General features: G+C 44.2%; 11 protein-coding genes and 1 pseudogene. 10 read left to right on the plus strand and 2 right to left on the minus strand.

Translation table 11 applies throughout. The annotated features are described in order from the left end of the window. Nucleotides 1–60 precede the first annotated feature (60 nt). The 3 genes from PGL01S_RS09100 to PGL01S_RS09110 all read left to right on the plus strand — a co-directional run bounded on the left by PGL01S_RS09100 (nucleotide 61) and on the right by PGL01S_RS09110 (nucleotide 4,064). Nucleotides 61–1,548, plus strand: coding sequence for a spore germination protein (locus PGL01S_RS09100; RefSeq protein WP_127493694.1), 1,488 nt, complete (start codon nucleotides 61–63; stop codon nucleotides 1,546–1,548). Continuing rightward, a complete protein-coding gene (locus tag PGL01S_RS09105; protein ID WP_127493696.1) occupies nucleotides 1,499–2,713 on the plus strand; it encodes a Ger(x)C family spore germination protein in 1,215 nt (404 codons plus the stop codon). The genes PGL01S_RS09100 and PGL01S_RS09105 overlap by 50 nt, the downstream gene beginning before the upstream one ends. A 253-nt stretch (nucleotides 2,714–2,966) precedes the next feature. Then, on the plus strand, nucleotides 2,967–4,064 hold the full coding sequence (locus PGL01S_RS09110) for a GerAB/ArcD/ProY family transporter (RefSeq protein ID WP_127493698.1): 1,098 nt from the start codon (nucleotides 2,967–2,969) through the stop codon (nucleotides 4,062–4,064). Between the two features lie 140 nt (nucleotides 4,065–4,204). On the opposite strand, the gene PGL01S_RS09115 is transcribed toward PGL01S_RS09110, so the two are convergent. Next, the gene (locus PGL01S_RS09115) at nucleotides 4,205–4,669 is read right to left on the minus strand and encodes a GlcG/HbpS family heme-binding protein (RefSeq protein ID WP_127493701.1); all 465 of its coding nucleotides are present in this window, start codon (nucleotides 4,667–4,669) and stop codon (nucleotides 4,205–4,207) included. Nucleotides 4,670–4,960: 291 nt separating this feature from the next. Here PGL01S_RS09115 and PGL01S_RS09120 point away from each other — a divergent pair, with 291 nt between their 5' ends. From PGL01S_RS09120 to PGL01S_RS09140, 5 genes and pseudogenes are all read left to right on the plus strand, one after another. After that, nucleotides 4,961–5,317, plus strand: coding sequence for a nuclear transport factor 2 family protein (locus tag PGL01S_RS09120; RefSeq protein WP_164775419.1), 357 nt, complete (start codon nucleotides 4,961–4,963; stop codon nucleotides 5,315–5,317). A 158-nt stretch (nucleotides 5,318–5,475) separates the two neighbouring features. After that, on the plus strand, nucleotides 5,476–5,946 hold the full coding sequence (locus tag PGL01S_RS09125; protein WP_127493706.1) for a nuclear transport factor 2 family protein: 471 nt from the start codon (nucleotides 5,476–5,478) through the stop codon (nucleotides 5,944–5,946). 53 nt (nucleotides 5,947–5,999) lie between these two features. Next, entirely contained in the window at nucleotides 6,000–6,749 is a 750-nt protein-coding gene (locus PGL01S_RS09130; protein ID WP_127493709.1) for an SDR family NAD(P)-dependent oxidoreductase, read from the plus strand. 782 nt (nucleotides 6,750–7,531) lie between these two features. Then, nucleotides 7,532–8,134, plus strand: a pseudogene (locus PGL01S_RS09135) (sugar isomerase); the annotation flags it as partial. A gap of 74 nt (nucleotides 8,135–8,208) precedes the next feature. Further along, nucleotides 8,209–8,403 (plus strand): aspartyl-phosphate phosphatase Spo0E family protein, encoded by a 195-nt coding sequence (locus tag PGL01S_RS09140; RefSeq protein ID WP_127493712.1) that lies wholly within the window; start codon nucleotides 8,209–8,211, stop codon nucleotides 8,401–8,403. 146 nt (nucleotides 8,404–8,549) lie between these two features. Here the strand turns inward: PGL01S_RS09140 and PGL01S_RS09145 are convergent, their stop codons facing one another. Then, nucleotides 8,550–10,385, minus strand: coding sequence for a GH39 family glycosyl hydrolase (locus PGL01S_RS09145; RefSeq protein WP_127493715.1), 1,836 nt, complete (start codon nucleotides 10,383–10,385; stop codon nucleotides 8,550–8,552). A 306-nt stretch (nucleotides 10,386–10,691) separates the two neighbouring features. Between PGL01S_RS09145 and PGL01S_RS09150 the strand changes: the two genes are divergently transcribed. Together PGL01S_RS09150 and PGL01S_RS09155 are read left to right on the plus strand one after the other, a co-directional pair. Beyond that, complete coding sequence (locus tag PGL01S_RS09150) at nucleotides 10,692–12,098, plus strand: ADP-ribosylglycohydrolase family protein (protein ID WP_127493717.1); 1,407 nt, start codon at nucleotides 10,692–10,694, stop codon at nucleotides 12,096–12,098. A 280-nt stretch (nucleotides 12,099–12,378) separates the two neighbouring features. Further along, nucleotides 12,379–16,932: an S-layer homology domain-containing protein gene (locus PGL01S_RS09155; protein ID WP_127493719.1), complete on the plus strand. Its 4,554-nt coding sequence runs from the start codon at nucleotides 12,379–12,381 to the stop codon at nucleotides 16,930–16,932. Nucleotides 16,933–16,959: the final 27 nt, after the last annotated feature.

The raw sequence follows: 16,959 nt of genomic DNA on the forward strand, positions 1-16,959 counted from the left end.
GCGGCGAATCATTTTCCACATTAAGGACATACTGGGGGGATAAGAAGGGGAGAATGGTAAATGGAATCTTTGCATGCGTCAGCCAGCGCAAATTTGCAGGAGCTAAAGCGCCTTTATACCGGAAACGAACTATTCACGATCCATAATATAGGTAAATCAGATGCCTACGATGAGGCAGTTGTTATCTATCTGAATTCGCTCGTGGATGAAAAACGATTAAACCAGTTCATTATTCGAAAAATGAATATGGATTTACGTGAACACAGTGGACCCGCTGGAGAAGTCTTATTGAATTCGTTGCATACACTTGGCGAAGTCACCATTCTCGAAGGGATCGAAGAAATCATAAACCATATTGCGGATGCCAATTTCGTATTGATCATCAACGGGCATGTCGAGGCTTATGCCATGAAATTGCCGGGCTTCGAGACGAGGGCCATAGAGGAACCGCAGGTTGAACTTAACATTCGCGGCCCGCGCGAAGCCTTCACCGAGGACTTGCAAAAAAACTTGGGCATAGTGTTGCGGCGGATAAAGTCGCCGCAATTGAAAGCGAAATCGTATGTGATCGGGAAAGACAGCCAAACGAAAGTGATGCTTCTCTATCTTGCCGACAGAACCGATCCCCAAGTGTTGAACGAGCTCAGACAACGGATTGATGCCATTCAATTAGACGTGCTATCGGATAGCATGCAGATCGAAGAGTGGATCCAAGACAGCACGTTTTCGCCATTCCCGCAATTACTGAATACGGAAAGGCCTGATCGGGTCGTCAAGGCGATGAGTAGGGGCAAGATTGTCATTATGACGGATGGTACGCCGAATGCTCTTATTGCCCCGAGCACGTTTTTTGAAATGCTTCATCCCAGCGAGGATCAATTTGAACGGTTTTACTTTGCCAATTTTTTACGTACGATCCGACTCATTACTTTGATTGTTTCATTAATCGGTCCTTCATTCTACATAGCATTGACTACGTTCCATCTTGAGATGATTCCGACGCCTTTGTTAATGACGTTTCTATCTGCAAAGGCGGGGATTCCATTTCCTACCTTCATAGAAGCTTTGATCATGGAGGTCGCTTTCGAGGTGCTGCGGGAAGCGAGTATGCGTCTGCCTCGCATTATGGGACAATCCGTCAGTATCGTAGGAGCGCTAATCATCGGGGAAGCAGCCGTTCAATCCGGGATAGTTTCTCGTCCAATGGTAATTGTCGTTGCAATGACGGGAATTGCTTCCTTTACAATCCCTTACTACAGTACGGCTATCGCACTTCGCTTGTTGCGTTTTCCGTTAATGTTCCTGACGGCCTTTACGGGGATGTTCGGATTATCCATAGGAATGTTTATTGTCATTTTCCACGTTTGCTCCCTACGGTTCTGTGGCGTTCTGTATCTTGATCCGATCGGTACAGAAGGTTATAAGCATTCAATAAAAAAAATCTTCTTGCCCCCAGTCCGTTACAGAGCAAGATTGAAACGCGAAAGGAGTGAAATCGATGTACCCAATAGACAATCTCATTATTTTCACGGGAAGGAATGGGATTAGTCAAAAAAGAGGAGTAGGCTTTTTTTTAGTTGCACTATGCTTGCTTTCGATAACAGGTTGCTCGCCGGACGTAAACGAAATCAGCGATATTGCTTTGGTTACAGCAGCTGCAATCGATTACGATGTCGAAACGAATAAATATTCGTTTAGCGCCTTTTGCGTCATGCCCTCAAATACAAGCCAGGAAAAGGCTTCGGCACTCACCCAATGGGTTTCAAGCGCTACAGGTAAAACGCCATTAGATGCTGCAAGAAAAATGAGGTCACGAGTCGGAAAGAATTTAATCTTCCAGCATAATAAATTTTTTATTATCAGCGAGAGCGCGGCAAAACATTCTCTTTTTGAGGTGATGGACTACCTGTCGAGGAAAAGAGAATTTCGGCTTACGGCATATCCAATCATTGTGCCAGGGCAAGCATCCGATAAACTTAAGCTCGGTACGGAATCCGGTGATATGTTATCCAACGACTTGCTGGGTCAAGTCCGTAATAATAAGCTGTCCGGTCAAGATGTAGCGTTAACGATTAAAGATTTTGTGGATTTATTCGAGAATCCTACTCGGGGGTTCGTGGCAGGCAGAATAATGATGAAAACATCAGAGACTAATAAAAAAGAGTTTCTCACTGTGACCGGGGGGGCAGTTATATACAAACAGAAATTTGCAGGATGGGTGGATGGTAACGACGTATTGATTCTTAATTCGTTATCGAAAAGGAAAGTATGGAAAGATATTGAGTTCAATGATGTCATTCATTCGAAGAACGGTTCGGTATTTTCAGCATTATTCCATGAAAAAGATTTGGACATCCATGGCGATATTCAGAATGGAAGACCCAAAATGAGTGTGTATCTTAAATACACTGCTTCTGTGGAGGATATCAACAAAGATTCCGATGTCGGTGATGCGAGTGTTATTTCACAAATGGAACAAGCAGCCTCCAGTCATTTGGAGGAAAAAATAAATAAGAGTTTAGCGTTTTTTCAAAAAAATTTGAAAATAGATGTTCTTGGATTCTCCGATTATTACAGTCAGTATCACTCGAAAGCATGGAAAACAATGCAGAAGGATTGGGAGACTCTTTACCCCATGATTCCGATCCAAGTTCACGTCACCGTTCTGATTGAAAAATCCGGCATGACTACATACATAAAGGAGGAGTCGTAAATGTTTAATATAGCTATTTTTGTTGGCTCCCTTTGTTATGGCGTTGTATATTTTGTCCTGTTGCGCAAACGAGGAAAGCTATCCGATGCTGTAATTATGCTGCTTCTTTGCGGTTTCATTGCGGGTTATAACGCTCCATATATCGGGAAAAGGTGGCCAACGGTAGAAAAGCTGTACAACGGCTTATATACTCCCCTCTCCCGGTACATCTTCAGTCATCTATTGAGTTTTAATAAGTGAAAAGGCGGGTCAAATGATTGTGAAGGAGAAAATAACTCATCTTCAATTAGGGTTTCTACTATTCGGATTTATCGCCGGTTTCGAAAGCATGTTTTTAACCGAATCCAAGCTGATGAAACAGGATGTATGGATCGCGAACCTTTTCAATACTGCAGCCGGGCTTGCGTTGTTCTGGATTATTTCGTTTGTTCAACGTCAGTTTCCGAACCTTAACTTGACCGAGATTTGCGATAAGCTGCTGGGAAGATGGTTCAGCAAAGTGCTGCTCTGCGTATATCTGCTCAATAACTTGGAAACCATATCGGGAGGTTTCAGGGCGGTATCCATGTTTTATACCACGGTAATTTTGCCAAATACGAGTTCGGATTATCTAATATTTTTGTACGCGGCATGTTCAACCTATGCTGTGTACATCGGCCTCGGCACTTTGGCGCGTACAAACCTGGTCATCTTACCGTTCTTTTTACTCGGTTTTCTTGTCACGTGCTTGTTTATCATTCCGGAAATCCAAACCAATCCTTTTCTACCTCAACTCAAGAGTTCGTTGCCGAATAGGTTGGTCGGAAGCATGCATTTGTTTACCTTTACATTCTCGCAAGTGATTACGTTTGGATTTCTTATGTCGCGCGTTGAAAATATGAAGAAAATTTTCCCTTCCTGCGCAATCGCAATATTGATGACAAATATTTATTTAATTATGATTTCTTATTTGACTTTAAGCTCTCTGGGATTTAACTATGTACAGACATCGACGTATCCGTTCTTTTCGACGATTCAAATGGTAAAGTTCGGAGAGTATCTAGAGCGGATTGAAGTTCTATTGGTGGGTCTATGGACGGTCCTTACCTTGGTCTATGTGGCAGTCATGCAATATGTGTTTACGCTTGTAGCTGGCCATGTTTTCGGTATTTCAAAGATGAAACCGTTTGTGGTAGCAATGGGACTCCTATGCTTCGTACATACTTCAAAAAGCTATATTCGCACTGCGGATCACTTTACGTACGGCATAAAGATTTATCCGCTTTCCTCATTATTGCCCTGTATTGCCTTTCCGGTCTTGTTACTGGTTATGACATTGATTAAGAGGAGAAGAGAAGTGAAGTCCTTATGAAAAGTCTCCTTGCAAGCAAGGCGTAAAAAGGGATGTCGATGGGTAGTATTCAATAATGACGGTTCGAAGTGTAAAGCCCCAGCAAGCCGGGGCTTGCAAAATTGATCCAATCGTAAAAGCTTGGGACTCATTTCCCTTCTTTAATAATGGAAGAAGCCGCTACGACCACTAACAATCGGTGTTTCTCCACCTGCAAGCCAATTCGAGAAGGCTAAAGCGGCGGCATTAGCTACTTCAATATCTTGAGCACTTGTGCCTCCGCTTACGCCAATGCCACCAATAACTTTTTTATCAACCACCAAGGGAACGCCTCCGCCTAATATGACAAGTTTACCATGGTTCGTAGTATTAATGCCGAATGATGGAAACCCAGGTTGAGCCGCTTGGGCTAGATTAGCTGTCGGCATCTGCATGGCAACGCTAGTCCAAGCCTTATTTTGTGAGATTTCGATTCCTGCAATTTTGGCACCATCCATGCGATGGAAAGCGATTAGATTCGCTCCTTCATCTACGACTGCAATATCGCTTGACAAGCCCAATTGTCGTGCTTTCTGTTCCGCGACAGCAATCAAATATTTTGCTGTTTCTAAGGTTAAGTTAAACATCAAATTCACTCCTCGGTATCTGGTGGCTCATGTATTGTATGGTCATTCCCCCAATACGGTGACCTCATGTTTTTGGATTATGAGTCATTTGCGATTGTGTTATTGGCATGCTTCGACATGAGTGGAACAGCGGCTTCAGACCGAACAATTTATGGGGATAATGTAATGCAACTTACAGAAAATTATATGGTACTTGTATTAAACTAAGTTGAAGCCGAGATTTGAAAAGCTTAATGGAGCAATTGGCTTAAATTGCTTCTTAAATAAAACGTAAGAAAGGGAATGAAAAACATGAATCAAGCCATAATTGAAAAACATATGTATTCGGTCTGGAGCGAAACAGACCGGGAAATGAGAAGAGCAGCTATTGATGAAGTTTATGCGGAGAATTGCTTAATTTACGATCCGCTGTTTCAAGAGCCTTTCCAAGGGCACAGCAGGCTAATGGACTTAATCGATAACGTACAAAATCAATTTCCTGAATCCGTCTTTCGCATTGAATCTTACGATATACATCATCAAGCGGTTCGACTCCACTGGTCGTACGGTAAGCCCGAAGAATCTCCAGTGGTAACAGGTGTAGACTTTATGCTCTTTGAAGGGGATAAAATTCAAACCATGTATATTTACATTGACCAACTGTCTTGATTAAACTGGCATGATTGATAGCGCAGGAAGCAATTTCCTTCGGTTGCTCATCCCGTTTAGTAATTTAGATTACGGTCGAAAAATTCATCTAGCGTTATGATTTCTTCATCCGGTAACGGAGCAACACGATAAAATAAAATTTCAAAGGAGCCACTATTATGAACCAAACCGAATTGCAACAAAGACGTATTGATTCGGCAGTTAATTACTTTCGATATGTTGAAGTCGGGGATCCACGCTTAATGGCACTTTTTAAAGATAATGCTACAATTTTTTTTCCGAAGGTAGGTATGGTACACGGCAAAGATGAAATTGGGCTTCTTGCTCAAGGATTCGGGGCTTTAGATGTAGCCTCTATGGAACACGACATCAAAAACTTTAATATTATGCCAAGCGGTGATTATGTAGTAATTGAGGGACAAGTAAAAGGTACCACAAATTCCGGCGAGGCTTTTCCAAGTAACGCGTATTCGCATGGCCGCTTCTGTAACGTTTTCGAATTTGACGGCGATCTCATTAGTGGAGTAAATGTGTACCAAGATCCTGATTTCAAGGGTGAGGATGCTCCGCGAGTAGAGTGGGCGAAAAAGGTTCAAGAATCCATTGCACAGCACAGAAACTCTCGCTAAGCGTGGTTTATGTTCCCATCTGAACGTTTTAAGATTAAAGGAGATTAATAGATATGGGTATTTTTGATGGCAAAGTAGCAGTTGTAACTGGTGGTACAAGCGGCATTGGTCTCGGGGCAGCGCAGATGTATGTTAAGGAAGGTGCGCATGTTTTTATTACTGGACGAAGACAGACAGAGCTCGAAGAAGCTTTAAAAATACTCGGACCCAATGCAACTGGTGTACAAGGTGACGTTTCTAAGTTGGAAGATATCGATAAATTATTTGATACCGTTAAACGCGAGAAAGGCCATATAGATTTTCTTTTCGCGAATGCAGGTTTGGGCTCGCTCGTTCCTCTTCAAGAAATTACAGAGGAACATTACTACAAGACGTTTGATGTTAATGTAAAGGGAACCATTTTCACGGTAAAAAAAGCATTGCCGCTATTCCCGAACGAAGTAGGTTCAATTATTGTTGTCGGATCCTTGGCGGCTGCCCATGGCGACCCAGCATTTAGTGTATATGGCGGAACGAAAGCAGCCATCAGACAAATGGTGCGGAGCTGGATTTTGGACTTGAAGGGTACGCAAATTCGAGTAAATGTCATTCACCCAGGATTCATTAATACGCCTGCATATGAATATTTATTTGGTAAAGAAGCACTACCAGCTGTTTTGGAAGGGATGGCAGAGAAAACCCCACTTGGTAGAGTCGGCACAGCAGAAGATATTGCGAAAGTCGTTAAGTTTCTTTCTTCGGACGATAGTGCATATGTTAATGGAATCGATTTGTATGTAGATGGCGGAGCAGGTCAGTATTAAAGCAAGACTAAAGTAGCCTTTTCCTCTTGGCGTAGCGGGTTTTTAAAAGTAATCTAAAAAATAGAATGTTTTCGTTAATTAAAAATCCCGATCAGCACTGCTGATCGGGATTTTTTTGTGTTGAATTCATACTGTTTAAGCTATATACATTTCATGTATATCCAAAGTGACATTTGCGGTTGGCTGGAATTATTTAAACTTAAATTGTAAGTATTGTTTTAAGAAATTGGATATTCAATATTGGCGGATTGCTTCCATCGCATAATCACCATTCGCCGAAGGAAGCGGACGCAGCAACGGCCGAAGCATCCCTTTCTTTCAGTGCATTTTGGCGTAAATAGCCTAAGGTTTTGTCCATATTTGAGAGCAATTTCATACATCTTTTAATTATAATAGCGCTGAGGTGAAGGTCATTGATTCGCTCTATAATTTTTATTTCATCCGTAAGTGGAGGTTAATGTGGTAAAAACCTATCAAAATGTCTTTTTAAGAAGGGGGTGAATGTCATGTCAAACGTGCTCGCCTTTGATTTAGGCGCCGGTAGCGGCCGAGCCATTCTCGGTCGATTGACTGGCCGAAAAATGGTTATCGAGGAACTGCACCGCTTCTCGAATGATCCAGTGTTGGTCCATGGCAGGCTGCATTGGGACATATTGCGACTGTACCATGAGGTTAAATCGGGACTACTAAAAATGAAGATTCGTAAAGAAGAGATTGACTCCCTTGGAATCGATTCTTGGGCTGTCGATTTTGGATTTATTGGTGCTAACGGAGAGCTTCTGGCATTCTATCACACTGATCTCGCAGATTGGGGAATGGCTTTGCAGCTCGCGAACAAGCTTGGGAAGCAAGCGGAAGTACTGGTTGATCTAGGTCATCATGCTCCGGGTACGAACGTAGAGCACATCGTTTCCTATTTAATTGATGAGCAGCGCCTTGGCGGTTTTCACTTTAATAGCCGCAAGTATGCAGATGATGATCTTATCGTTGGGACAATCAATCCTTATGAACTATTCTTAATCTTTCACCAGATAGTAAACGCTTCTACCGATCCGAATCCTAACGTTCGAAGTACCGTGGAAGGTATCGCCTATATGATCGACCAGTCGCACAACATCGAGTCTAAAATAGAAGCCATGATTCGATCAGTAGGCAATGTACAAACACAGTATGCAAAGGCACTACTCGTAGACACAAAAGAGTTAAAGCAGGCTCAGCAAAATGGTGATGTACTAGGGGCTGAATTTGCCATAAGAAGAGCTTTCGAGTATGATGTAACCCCTCTGTTGCGAGCTGTACGCGAGGAGTGTGGGCTGCCGGTCGACCCTGTTACGGCTTACCGAAGCAGCACGTATGCAAAAAACGTAAACCGCCGAGGATGTTAGAAAAGCAACTCATGCGTGTAATAGTAGTTAGAGTGAAGTTTAGGTAAAGAGGCTGAGTGAGGGGAGAGTTGAAGTTGCTTAAAAGCGAACCTTCAGTTGCAGCAGAGCAGTTGATGAAGTCAATTGAAGAATTGCGTATCGAACTGTACGAGACCGTCAATCATTTAGGACGAATGTCTCCTCTGGTTTTAAAAAAATCGCGAGACCTGGATATTTTACTGAATCATTACAATGACTTGGTGTTAAATGAATACCTTGCAGGCTATTAAAATTACTTCTTTAATTTTGATTTAAAAAAGGGAAGGTGCTTATGAGCACTTTCCCTTTTGCTTTTTGTCATGATTTTGTTGTAATGCGCGATCATCTCTGTGTGGTTTTTAATTCCTAATTGTTGTTAGATCTAAAATCCGAATGTTTAGTTAAGCTCGAAGTCATCACCCCAAGTGAATCCGGTTCCACTGTCTTGCCAAATTCCGATATCCGCGCTTGTTGTGCTTGCACCGGTTGTAAACGTGATCGTATAGAGGCCGTAACTTGTTCCGGTAATTGGAGTATTAATCTGCGCCCCTCCATAATTGCTGACATACATGTAGGAGGTTATTCCACTCGATTGTTTCTTCCCCCAGCCTTTCAAAGTATAAGTTGTATTAGGACTGAGGCCGGTAATCGTCTGCCACACATAGGCGCCGTTACCGACTTGCGCCGAATACGTTCCTGTTCTGGCATTGCTGGCTTGTCTCGTACCGTAGTAGTATCCCCAATCCGATGCACTTTCAAGGCTATTATTCAAAACCTTGTTCGGGACAGCGAGACTCCCCTCATCCATGACAAGAACCGTCACAGAGTTGGCGGGTATCGAGTAACCACTGCTTCCAGTTAATGTACCATGCGTTACCGACGCGTAATTGACTCCCCAAGAGAGTACTTGCTTGGCAGTGTAGGAGGTGCTGGACGTGACATTTGAAGAAGCACCCGAAATTGCCAACTGCACTGTTTGATCCGTTTCGGATCGATTCACTATCGCTATTTTCCTCCAAGAACCGGATTTTACGGCCATGACAGCGAGTTTCGACCCATCGCTGACTGTTGAGGCTACAATATCTCCTTTCATATCGCTGTTAAAAATATTATAGAGATTCGCGGATGCCCTTTTGTTGTATGGCGACCAGCCCTCAAGCTTACCGTAGTAGCCGTCTGCTTCATTCCATGCCATCGTTCCGGTAGCTCCCGCTTTTGCCATGGAAATCATTGCGAGCGAGTCAAAGATCATGCCGATTTCATTATTCATGCGATTGTCCGGCGGACACCAGCTTATATTATATTCGTCGTGAAAGGTCTCGATATTTCGAGTGGTGTACTTGGCAATTTCGGTCTTCATCGAGGTGGTAACCCAACCTGCATCGGCAGCGTCGAAGAGTTGCTGATTTGTCAGCGGCGTAGCTCCGCAAGCCGTATTGCCCGAAGCGTAGGAATGGTAAGACACAAAGTCTAATTTGGCGTGGCTGCCGGCTAGGAAAGCATCAACTTGGGCGGTGAGGTCCGCTCTAGCGAATGCTGGTCCTCCTACTTTTATGGAGCTATCCTTTAGTTTGAGTGCGGTGGCGACTTTGTTATAGATGACAGCCAATTCGCCCATATTATTGGAATAGGGACCAGATGGTCCGTTCTCAAGCTCGTTGAACACTTCCCAATATTGGATATTGTAGTGTTTCACATTATTTAGATAGTCCACTAAATCCGCACAGAAAGCAGCATAGGCATCATACATGTTTGTTTTTAACTTCCCGGTACCGTCATCCATATAGGACGGCCAGTTGGCGAAGTCTACCATTCTGATGGGAGAATTGCTGAAGGTATTCGAGAAAATGGAGTCTATTTTGGTATAGTCCCATGCATAGTTTGCAGCTCCCGGATTATTTACCCATCCTCCTGGGCTATAACCCGCATAACCCGAACGGGATTCCGCCATTTGATCGGCTCTGTGATAGCGTAATATACCGTTGTTCATATAAGCTACGTTGGTTTTGTAGCTGCTGTCGCCGGCAACAGTCGATCCTTCAAAAGCCTTGTAAATATTCATACCATAACTAAGATTCCCTGCGGTTTTTCCAGTCGAAACGTTCCAGTTCACGTTTGCCGAGACAGATGCAGCAAATGCATTGGAAGGAATTGCGATGACAGCTGTAAGTAGAACGGCGGACAGAGTTAGTGCAGCAGCTTTCTTAAAGAGAATAGATTTGCCCAATGACATAAACAACCTCCTTGAATATAATGGAGAACGCTTTTTGTAAAGCGCTTTCAAACAAAGTGTAGTAGGAATGACAATCCTTTTCTATATCGCTAATCAACGAAAAGTAATTGGGATTCAATGATTGGATAAGTAATGACACGGGGGACGTTTCATATTTTCGTATAAGCTGAAGGAACAGTTGAAAAAGTATTACTTATCGTTATTTAACTCAATATGAGGGAGCATTATATTCATTTACAGTTAATTAAGTTAAAAACTATTTGCCAAAGCGATAAGAATAATTAAAGACTGAGGAGTTGGATTTCGATGCCAGGTTGGGCTCAATTAAAGTTATTGGTTGAATTGGAAATTAATCAGCGCACTGAAGAAGGCTGTGATACGTCTGGATTTCGTGAGCAATGGCAAGATGCTGGCGAAGATCATGACAGGCTCATGAAAATTTATTATCAATTATCGGAACTGGAGGTCCACCCTGATTTTGCTTACCGGGAGCCGTCGGAGTTGGAGGAAATTCGGTCTTTGAGACCGCCGGGTTCGCGTGAGTATAAAGTTGAGCATAGCGAAGCCATTTGGAAGGACAAGTTCCACGGAGCATGGCTTGGCCGCCTCGCTGGTTGCGCGCTAGGCAAGCCGTTGGAGACAAATGATTTCACTACCGGGAGCTTGAATAACCCGGGCTGGAGAAACGTGCAAAGATGGTTCGAAGGTGCAGATGCCTGGCCAATCCGAGGCTATACGCCGATTCATTCTCGAGCCGAGCAGACTGGAATACAAATTCAGCATGGAAGCATTAAGAGCACTCGTGAGCATATCTCGTTTATGGAAAGTGACGATGACGTTCGTTACACGCTTCTTGGTCTTATTATGCTGGAAGAGAAAGGGCTGAACTGGGACTCCTGGGACATCGGTGACTTATGGCATTCCCGCTTAACCTACAAGCAAGTATGTACAGCTGAAACACAAGCTTATTTAAACTACGCCCATGTGACCTCTCATATGGATTCATGGGGGAAGAGACCTTCTTATGGCAAGGGTGCCAAGGAATGGGTACGAACTTATCTCAACCCTTATCGGGAGTGGATTGGAGCACAGATTCGTGCAGATGGCTTTGCATACGGGGCGGCCGGAAAACCGGAACTTGCTGCGGAGCTGGCCTGGCGGGATGCTTCATTTTCGCATGTGAAGAACGGAATCTACGGAGAGATGTTTGTTGCCGCTATGATAGCTTCAGCTTTCGTGGAGTCGGATCCGGAGAGAATTGTGCAAGCAGGACTAAGCGAGATTCCAACGACTTCACGCTTAGCGGAGGATGTGCTTAAGGCAGTTGAGATTGCTCGCTCAACCAACGATCAGCTGGAGATGGTTCGTTTAATCTGGGATTCCTTTAATCACTATGACTGGGTGCATACAAACAATAACGCCGCCCTTGTTGCGGCCTCCCTAATCTTCTCGCAAGGTGATTTTGAGGCAGGCATTACGACGGCTGTTCTTGGCGGTTGGGATACCGACTGCAACGGGGCTACAGTGGGATCCATTCTTGGTGCATGTTTAGGTGCAAAGCGATTGCCGGCTTCATGGGTCGACCCTCTAAACGATACCTTCTATGCCGACTTGGTTGGCTATGATCCGATAAAGGTCTCTGAAGTTTCCAATCGGACATACGAAGTATTTCGTAAAATCCGGCATGAGTTTGCTCTTATGGGATCTCACTAGTCTATTACAATACTTGCCGATCAAACAGCCGACGCTCTCCGAGAACGTCGGCTGCTTAATTGAGGAGGCAAGTCTTATATTCTGCCCTGCAGTAATGTAGCCATAACGTTGAAATAGTATTACTTATCGTTGTTTGAATGAATATGAAAGCGCTCTATATATAATTAGACTTAAATGAGCATCCACTTAACGGAGCCTGCAACCAGGAGTGTTAGTAAACGTAGGCAAATCGTTGAAATGTATGCTTGAAGTAAATATATCAGTTTAAGGGGAGAGGTTTATGAAATCACGTAATCACAACAAACATCTACAGTTTGTCGTACTTCGCTTGTTATTAGCATTATGTGTAGTTGCAGGATGCTTCTCTTCCATTGGTGGATTGCATGCTCGGGTGGCGCATGCGGATGCAATGGATTCCAATTTATTGGCAGATCCGGGTTTCGAACAGCAATCAGACGGAAATTCGTTTTCCCCACCATGGGTATTGGAATCAAGCGGGGGAGGCATTGCTGGTTTAAATATTAATAAAGTGAATAATTCCGAAATTCATACGGGCGTCAATGCCGCTTGGATCTGGACGGACAGCGGCTCATCTGCCTTATCTCAAACGGTCAACGTAACAGTCGATACCCGCTATACCTTTGGAGTATGGGTTAGCGGAGGCTGGACGACAGTTAATGGAAGGATAGGTGTTCGAACAGAGAACGGAACGATTATTCGCGAGGAACCCTTATCGGCTGGCAGTACCTATACACAAATTAAGCTTCCATTCAATTCGGGGGAAAACTCCAAAATAATTGTTTACGTGAAATTCGAGAACCAAGGTGCAGCACCGTTAATTGATGATTTTAGTTTGTATGCCGTTCAGAATTTACTTCAGGATCCTGGGTTCGAGAACCAATTAAGTGAATCAGTAAGCGATCCGTGGTCAATTGAGGGCACGAGCGGTGCGACAGGCGGAATTAACACGGACACCGACTTGCATTCAGGCCATAAAGGCGTATGGATCTGGACGGATACCGGGTCGGCGACCTTATCTCAATCGGTATCGGGACTTGAGCCGAATCAACATTATACCTTCAGTACCTGGCTAAGTGGCGGCTGGACAACCGTCTCTGGCGTAATCGGAGTGAAAGATGGGAATGGCGATCTGCTGACAGAAGAAACCGTCAGCGCTCAAGCATGGGGGAAGCGCTCAATTGACTTTATTACCGGAGACGTGCCTAATGTGAAAGTCTATCTATCTTTTACAAACCAGCCTGCAGCCCCGTTAGTAGATGATTTTTCACTTGAGCTAGCTACTGGTTCTAGAATTGCTTTTGACAAAGTGAATTATCAAATAGAAGCCGGCAGCACGGCACAAGCAATTGTAAATGAAGTTGATGGCAATGGCAATCGGATACCGTTAGATGGGGCATCGTTTACAATAGATAACCCTCAGATTGCGAGCGTTACGTCCGACGGCTTGATTACTGGGTTGAAGCCAGGGAATGCCATGTTGACAGCGGCCTATATGGGAATGGAGACGTCAGCCCAAATCTCCATTACCCAGCCGGCTTTGCCGCCAAGTCCTTGGTTGTCTGAAGATCTCGGAACACCGTCAACCGTAGGGAAATCAAGAGTAGCAGGGGATGTCTACACATTAAACGGCTCAGGTACACTAAGCCCGAGAATGGATTCGTTTCATTATACCGTTCAGCCGTTAGTCAAGAATGGCCAACTTATAGCAAGAATTGATAGTGCTCCGGCCGCGGGGGCCGCGGGGTTATTTATTCGCGAAAATATGAGTGAAGAAGGGGCCTCCTATACGTTCATTGGATCTTTGAATGGGGAGGCAATGATTGCCGAGCGCTCGAAGGCAAATGAAGAAACTGTCTTTTCAGCTATTAACGAAGCTCCTAGTGCCCCTTATTGGGTCAAGCTTGTTCGTGCGGACGCCGAAATCAAATCCTTTATTTCGGCCAATGGAACGGATTGGACAGAAGCCGGGGTGAGCAGAGTCGGAACAGGCAACGAGGCAATGTTCATCGGGATGCTTGTTAATAGCAACGATGACAAACAAGATACCGCAATTTTTTCCCATGTTGACCAAGAAACCATTGTCAATGCTTCGGTAAATTGGAGTAAATCAACCTCTGAGACGGGCCCATTAAGCTTCGGCTTAAATGCTTTTAAAGCTTTCGATCCTGATACGAGCGGAAATGCCAAGTATAATGAGAACATGAAATTCATGAATCCAGGCCTCGTTCGATATCATGGATGGGAAGTATTACGGGATAAATCGGATCCGAGGGGTTGGATCGATGAAGCGAATCATACCTGGGATGCCAATAAAATCAAGCTTGCACTGGGGAATTTCGAGCAAACAGGAGAGAAGGTAATGAATGTTCCTGGCTTCCCCTCCTGGATGGATGTGGATGGGGATGGTTTGCTCGACCAGGGACAAGAAGATGCCTATGCAAATTTTCTGGCTGAACTTGTTCGCATAATAAATGTGGAAAACCATTTTTCGGTTAAGTATTGGGAAATTACGAATGAACGAGATGACGTCTACTACGTGCAGCAGCATAACAACCAGCAAACAGATAGGCTGAATCAATTGATTGAAATTTATAATAAAGCGGCGATCAAGATGAAAGGGGTTGATCCCTCCATTCACACGGGGGGGCTCGCATTTGCCCGGGCAGATCTCTACGAACAGGTGGAGAGATATGTCGAAGGGACGGTACATCAAACAATTAATCCCTCGGTTAATACGCTCGATTTCTTGTCCTATCATTTTTATGCAAGCGGGGATTTGAATGAATCGGATAAACAAATTTACGACCGTGTAATCAATCCTGATCCATCCATTGGCTCTGCGGCTAAACATACGAAAGATATATATGACATCGTTAACCGAATCAGCCCTGACAGGCATATTCCGATCTGGCTGGATGAATATAATATCAGTTGGGGCTGGTATAACGATGACACACGGATGCGAGACAACAAAGGTGCTGTATTTGACGCATTGGTCATGATTAGTGCTCATAACAACGGAGCAGATGCGACAGCCGGGTGGAACGAAAAAGATGGTATTTACGGTAAAATGGGAGAGGATTACACGCTCCGTCCATCAGCCTACTTATACAATTTGATGAACACCTACATGATCGGTAATGTGGTTCAAAGTTCTTCGAGCAACGAAAATGAGATTGTTACCTTTGCTGTTCGCAATAACGTCGGACAAAGGTCTTATATGATCGTAAATCGCAGTGATCATACGGTGCGCGTAGGATCAGACTTTCATGGCTGGGTACCTGCCCAAAATGAGCTTCAACAATTTCGCATTGATTATAGCGGCTATTCAGAAAATAAGGTTTCTTTTGTTGAAGCGGGAAGCATGCTAGTTCCTAGCAATTCGGTTACACTGCTGACCCTGCGAGATCCTTACGTTGAAACCAACGGTTCTAACGGAGGTAGTAATGGAGGATCCACCAATGGTTCATCAGGCGGAGACCCATCAAATCCGATGTTTACTGCAGAGCAGAAGATATTGGTGCAGAACGGGATTAACAACTTGCAGAAACTTCTGGCAAGCCAAACGCTGACATCAGAACAGAAGCAGAGCAAGCTTGAGCAGGAAATATCCTTAAAACTGACGGCAATCTCAACGGTTACTGTTTCTAACGAAGGACACGTTACAGCAGATCAATTAAATCAAGCGGCTTGGGCATACAGAGAGGCCTATTCCATACTTTCAGTCTTCCTTCAATCATTTACGGGAACCAATTCAGCGTCTTTAGTAAACCTTAATGTCGATGCAAGTGAAATCATTGGAGACGAAATATCATTCCCAGCTGATTGGGTACTTCAAATGAAGGAAATAGCGCCAGCTGGCGTAAAAATTCATTTGAAAGAGGGCACCGTGAAGCTGCTACCGAATCAGATATCACCAGAACAACTTCAGAAATCAGGACAGCTCAAGATTTCCTTCGTAACTACAGAGAAGCAGTTGGGGAATCATCTACTTCCTACATGGACATTACGCGTAAAGACCGAGAACGGCCAGCTTGTGAAATGGAGCAGCAAATCATTGCTTACGTTTACCGTTCCGTATTCGTTAAGACCGGATGTAAGCATGGATTCAATCGTTGTTTACGAACTCGGAACAAATGGAACTGCCAGGGAAATCCCAGTAAAGCATGTTTTTGATCCATTGACCCATAAGCTAACGATTCAGACAGACCCTGCAGCATCCTTTGCAGTCAGTGCAATAGGTCCGTTGAATGGATTTACAGATCTTCAAGCTTTATCTGAAGAATCCCGTGGTGCAATCGAGAAACTCACGCTTCTTGGCGTCTTGAAAGGACAAAAAGAAAATGTGTTTGCCCCTAAAAAGACCGTATCTAGAGCGGAATTTGCCGTTATGCTCGCGAGGTTACTGGGATTAAAGGCTGACGATAGCGGAAACTTCTCTGACATAGACGAACATTCCTGGTATGCAGAGTCCGTTGCCGCACTTCAGCAAGCAGGACTCATAAGAGGCAACGGGCAAGGAAAGTTTGATCCGGGCAGAGCGATCAGCCGTCAAGAGATCGCGGTTGTTCTGGCGGCTGCATTGAAATTTGCTGGTAAATCTACTTCAAACGGAGTCGGCGAGGACCAAAATAAGATTGATTACAAAGATAGAGATCGTATTGACGCCTATGCACGTGAGGCGATTCATGAGCTCTCTGCAACCGGATTGTTCAAAGGACGATCTGATGGTAGTTTCGGTCCAACTTCAGCATTAAGCCGCGAGGAGGCGGCTCTCTTGCTTAGCCGTTTGGATGCACTGCTGCTTCAATAATCAAGTATCTGAAGCTTAAACACGGTT

It is taken from the genome of Paenibacillus glycanilyticus NBRC 16618, from assembly GCF_004000805.1.
Classification (GTDB): domain Bacteria; phylum Bacillota; class Bacilli; order Paenibacillales; family Paenibacillaceae; genus Pristimantibacillus; species Pristimantibacillus glycanilyticus.

What these genes read in the sequence shown, in the direction of transcription:
- PGL01S_RS09100 (WP_127493694.1), top strand. Translation starts at nt 61, where the DNA reads ATGGAATCTTTGCATGCGTCAGCCAGCGCAAATTTGCAGGAGCTAAAG.
- PGL01S_RS09105 (WP_127493696.1), top strand. Translation starts at nt 1,499, where the DNA reads ATGTACCCAATAGACAATCTCATTATTTTCACGGGAAGGAATGGGATT.
- PGL01S_RS09110 (WP_127493698.1), top strand. Translation starts at nt 2,967, where the DNA reads ATGATTGTGAAGGAGAAAATAACTCATCTTCAATTAGGGTTTCTACTA.
- PGL01S_RS09115 (WP_127493701.1), bottom strand. Translation starts at nt 4,669, where the DNA reads ATGTTTAACTTAACCTTAGAAACAGCAAAATATTTGATTGCTGTCGCG.
- PGL01S_RS09120 (WP_164775419.1), top strand. Translation starts at nt 4,961, where the DNA reads ATGAATCAAGCCATAATTGAAAAACATATGTATTCGGTCTGGAGCGAA.
- PGL01S_RS09125 (WP_127493706.1), top strand. Translation starts at nt 5,476, where the DNA reads ATGAACCAAACCGAATTGCAACAAAGACGTATTGATTCGGCAGTTAAT.
- PGL01S_RS09130 (WP_127493709.1), top strand. Translation starts at nt 6,000, where the DNA reads ATGGGTATTTTTGATGGCAAAGTAGCAGTTGTAACTGGTGGTACAAGC.
- PGL01S_RS09145 (WP_127493715.1), bottom strand. Translation starts at nt 10,385, where the DNA reads ATGTCATTGGGCAAATCTATTCTCTTTAAGAAAGCTGCTGCACTAACT.
- PGL01S_RS09150 (WP_127493717.1), top strand. Translation starts at nt 10,692, where the DNA reads ATGCCAGGTTGGGCTCAATTAAAGTTATTGGTTGAATTGGAAATTAAT.
- PGL01S_RS09155 (WP_127493719.1), top strand. Translation starts at nt 12,379, where the DNA reads ATGAAATCACGTAATCACAACAAACATCTACAGTTTGTCGTACTTCGC.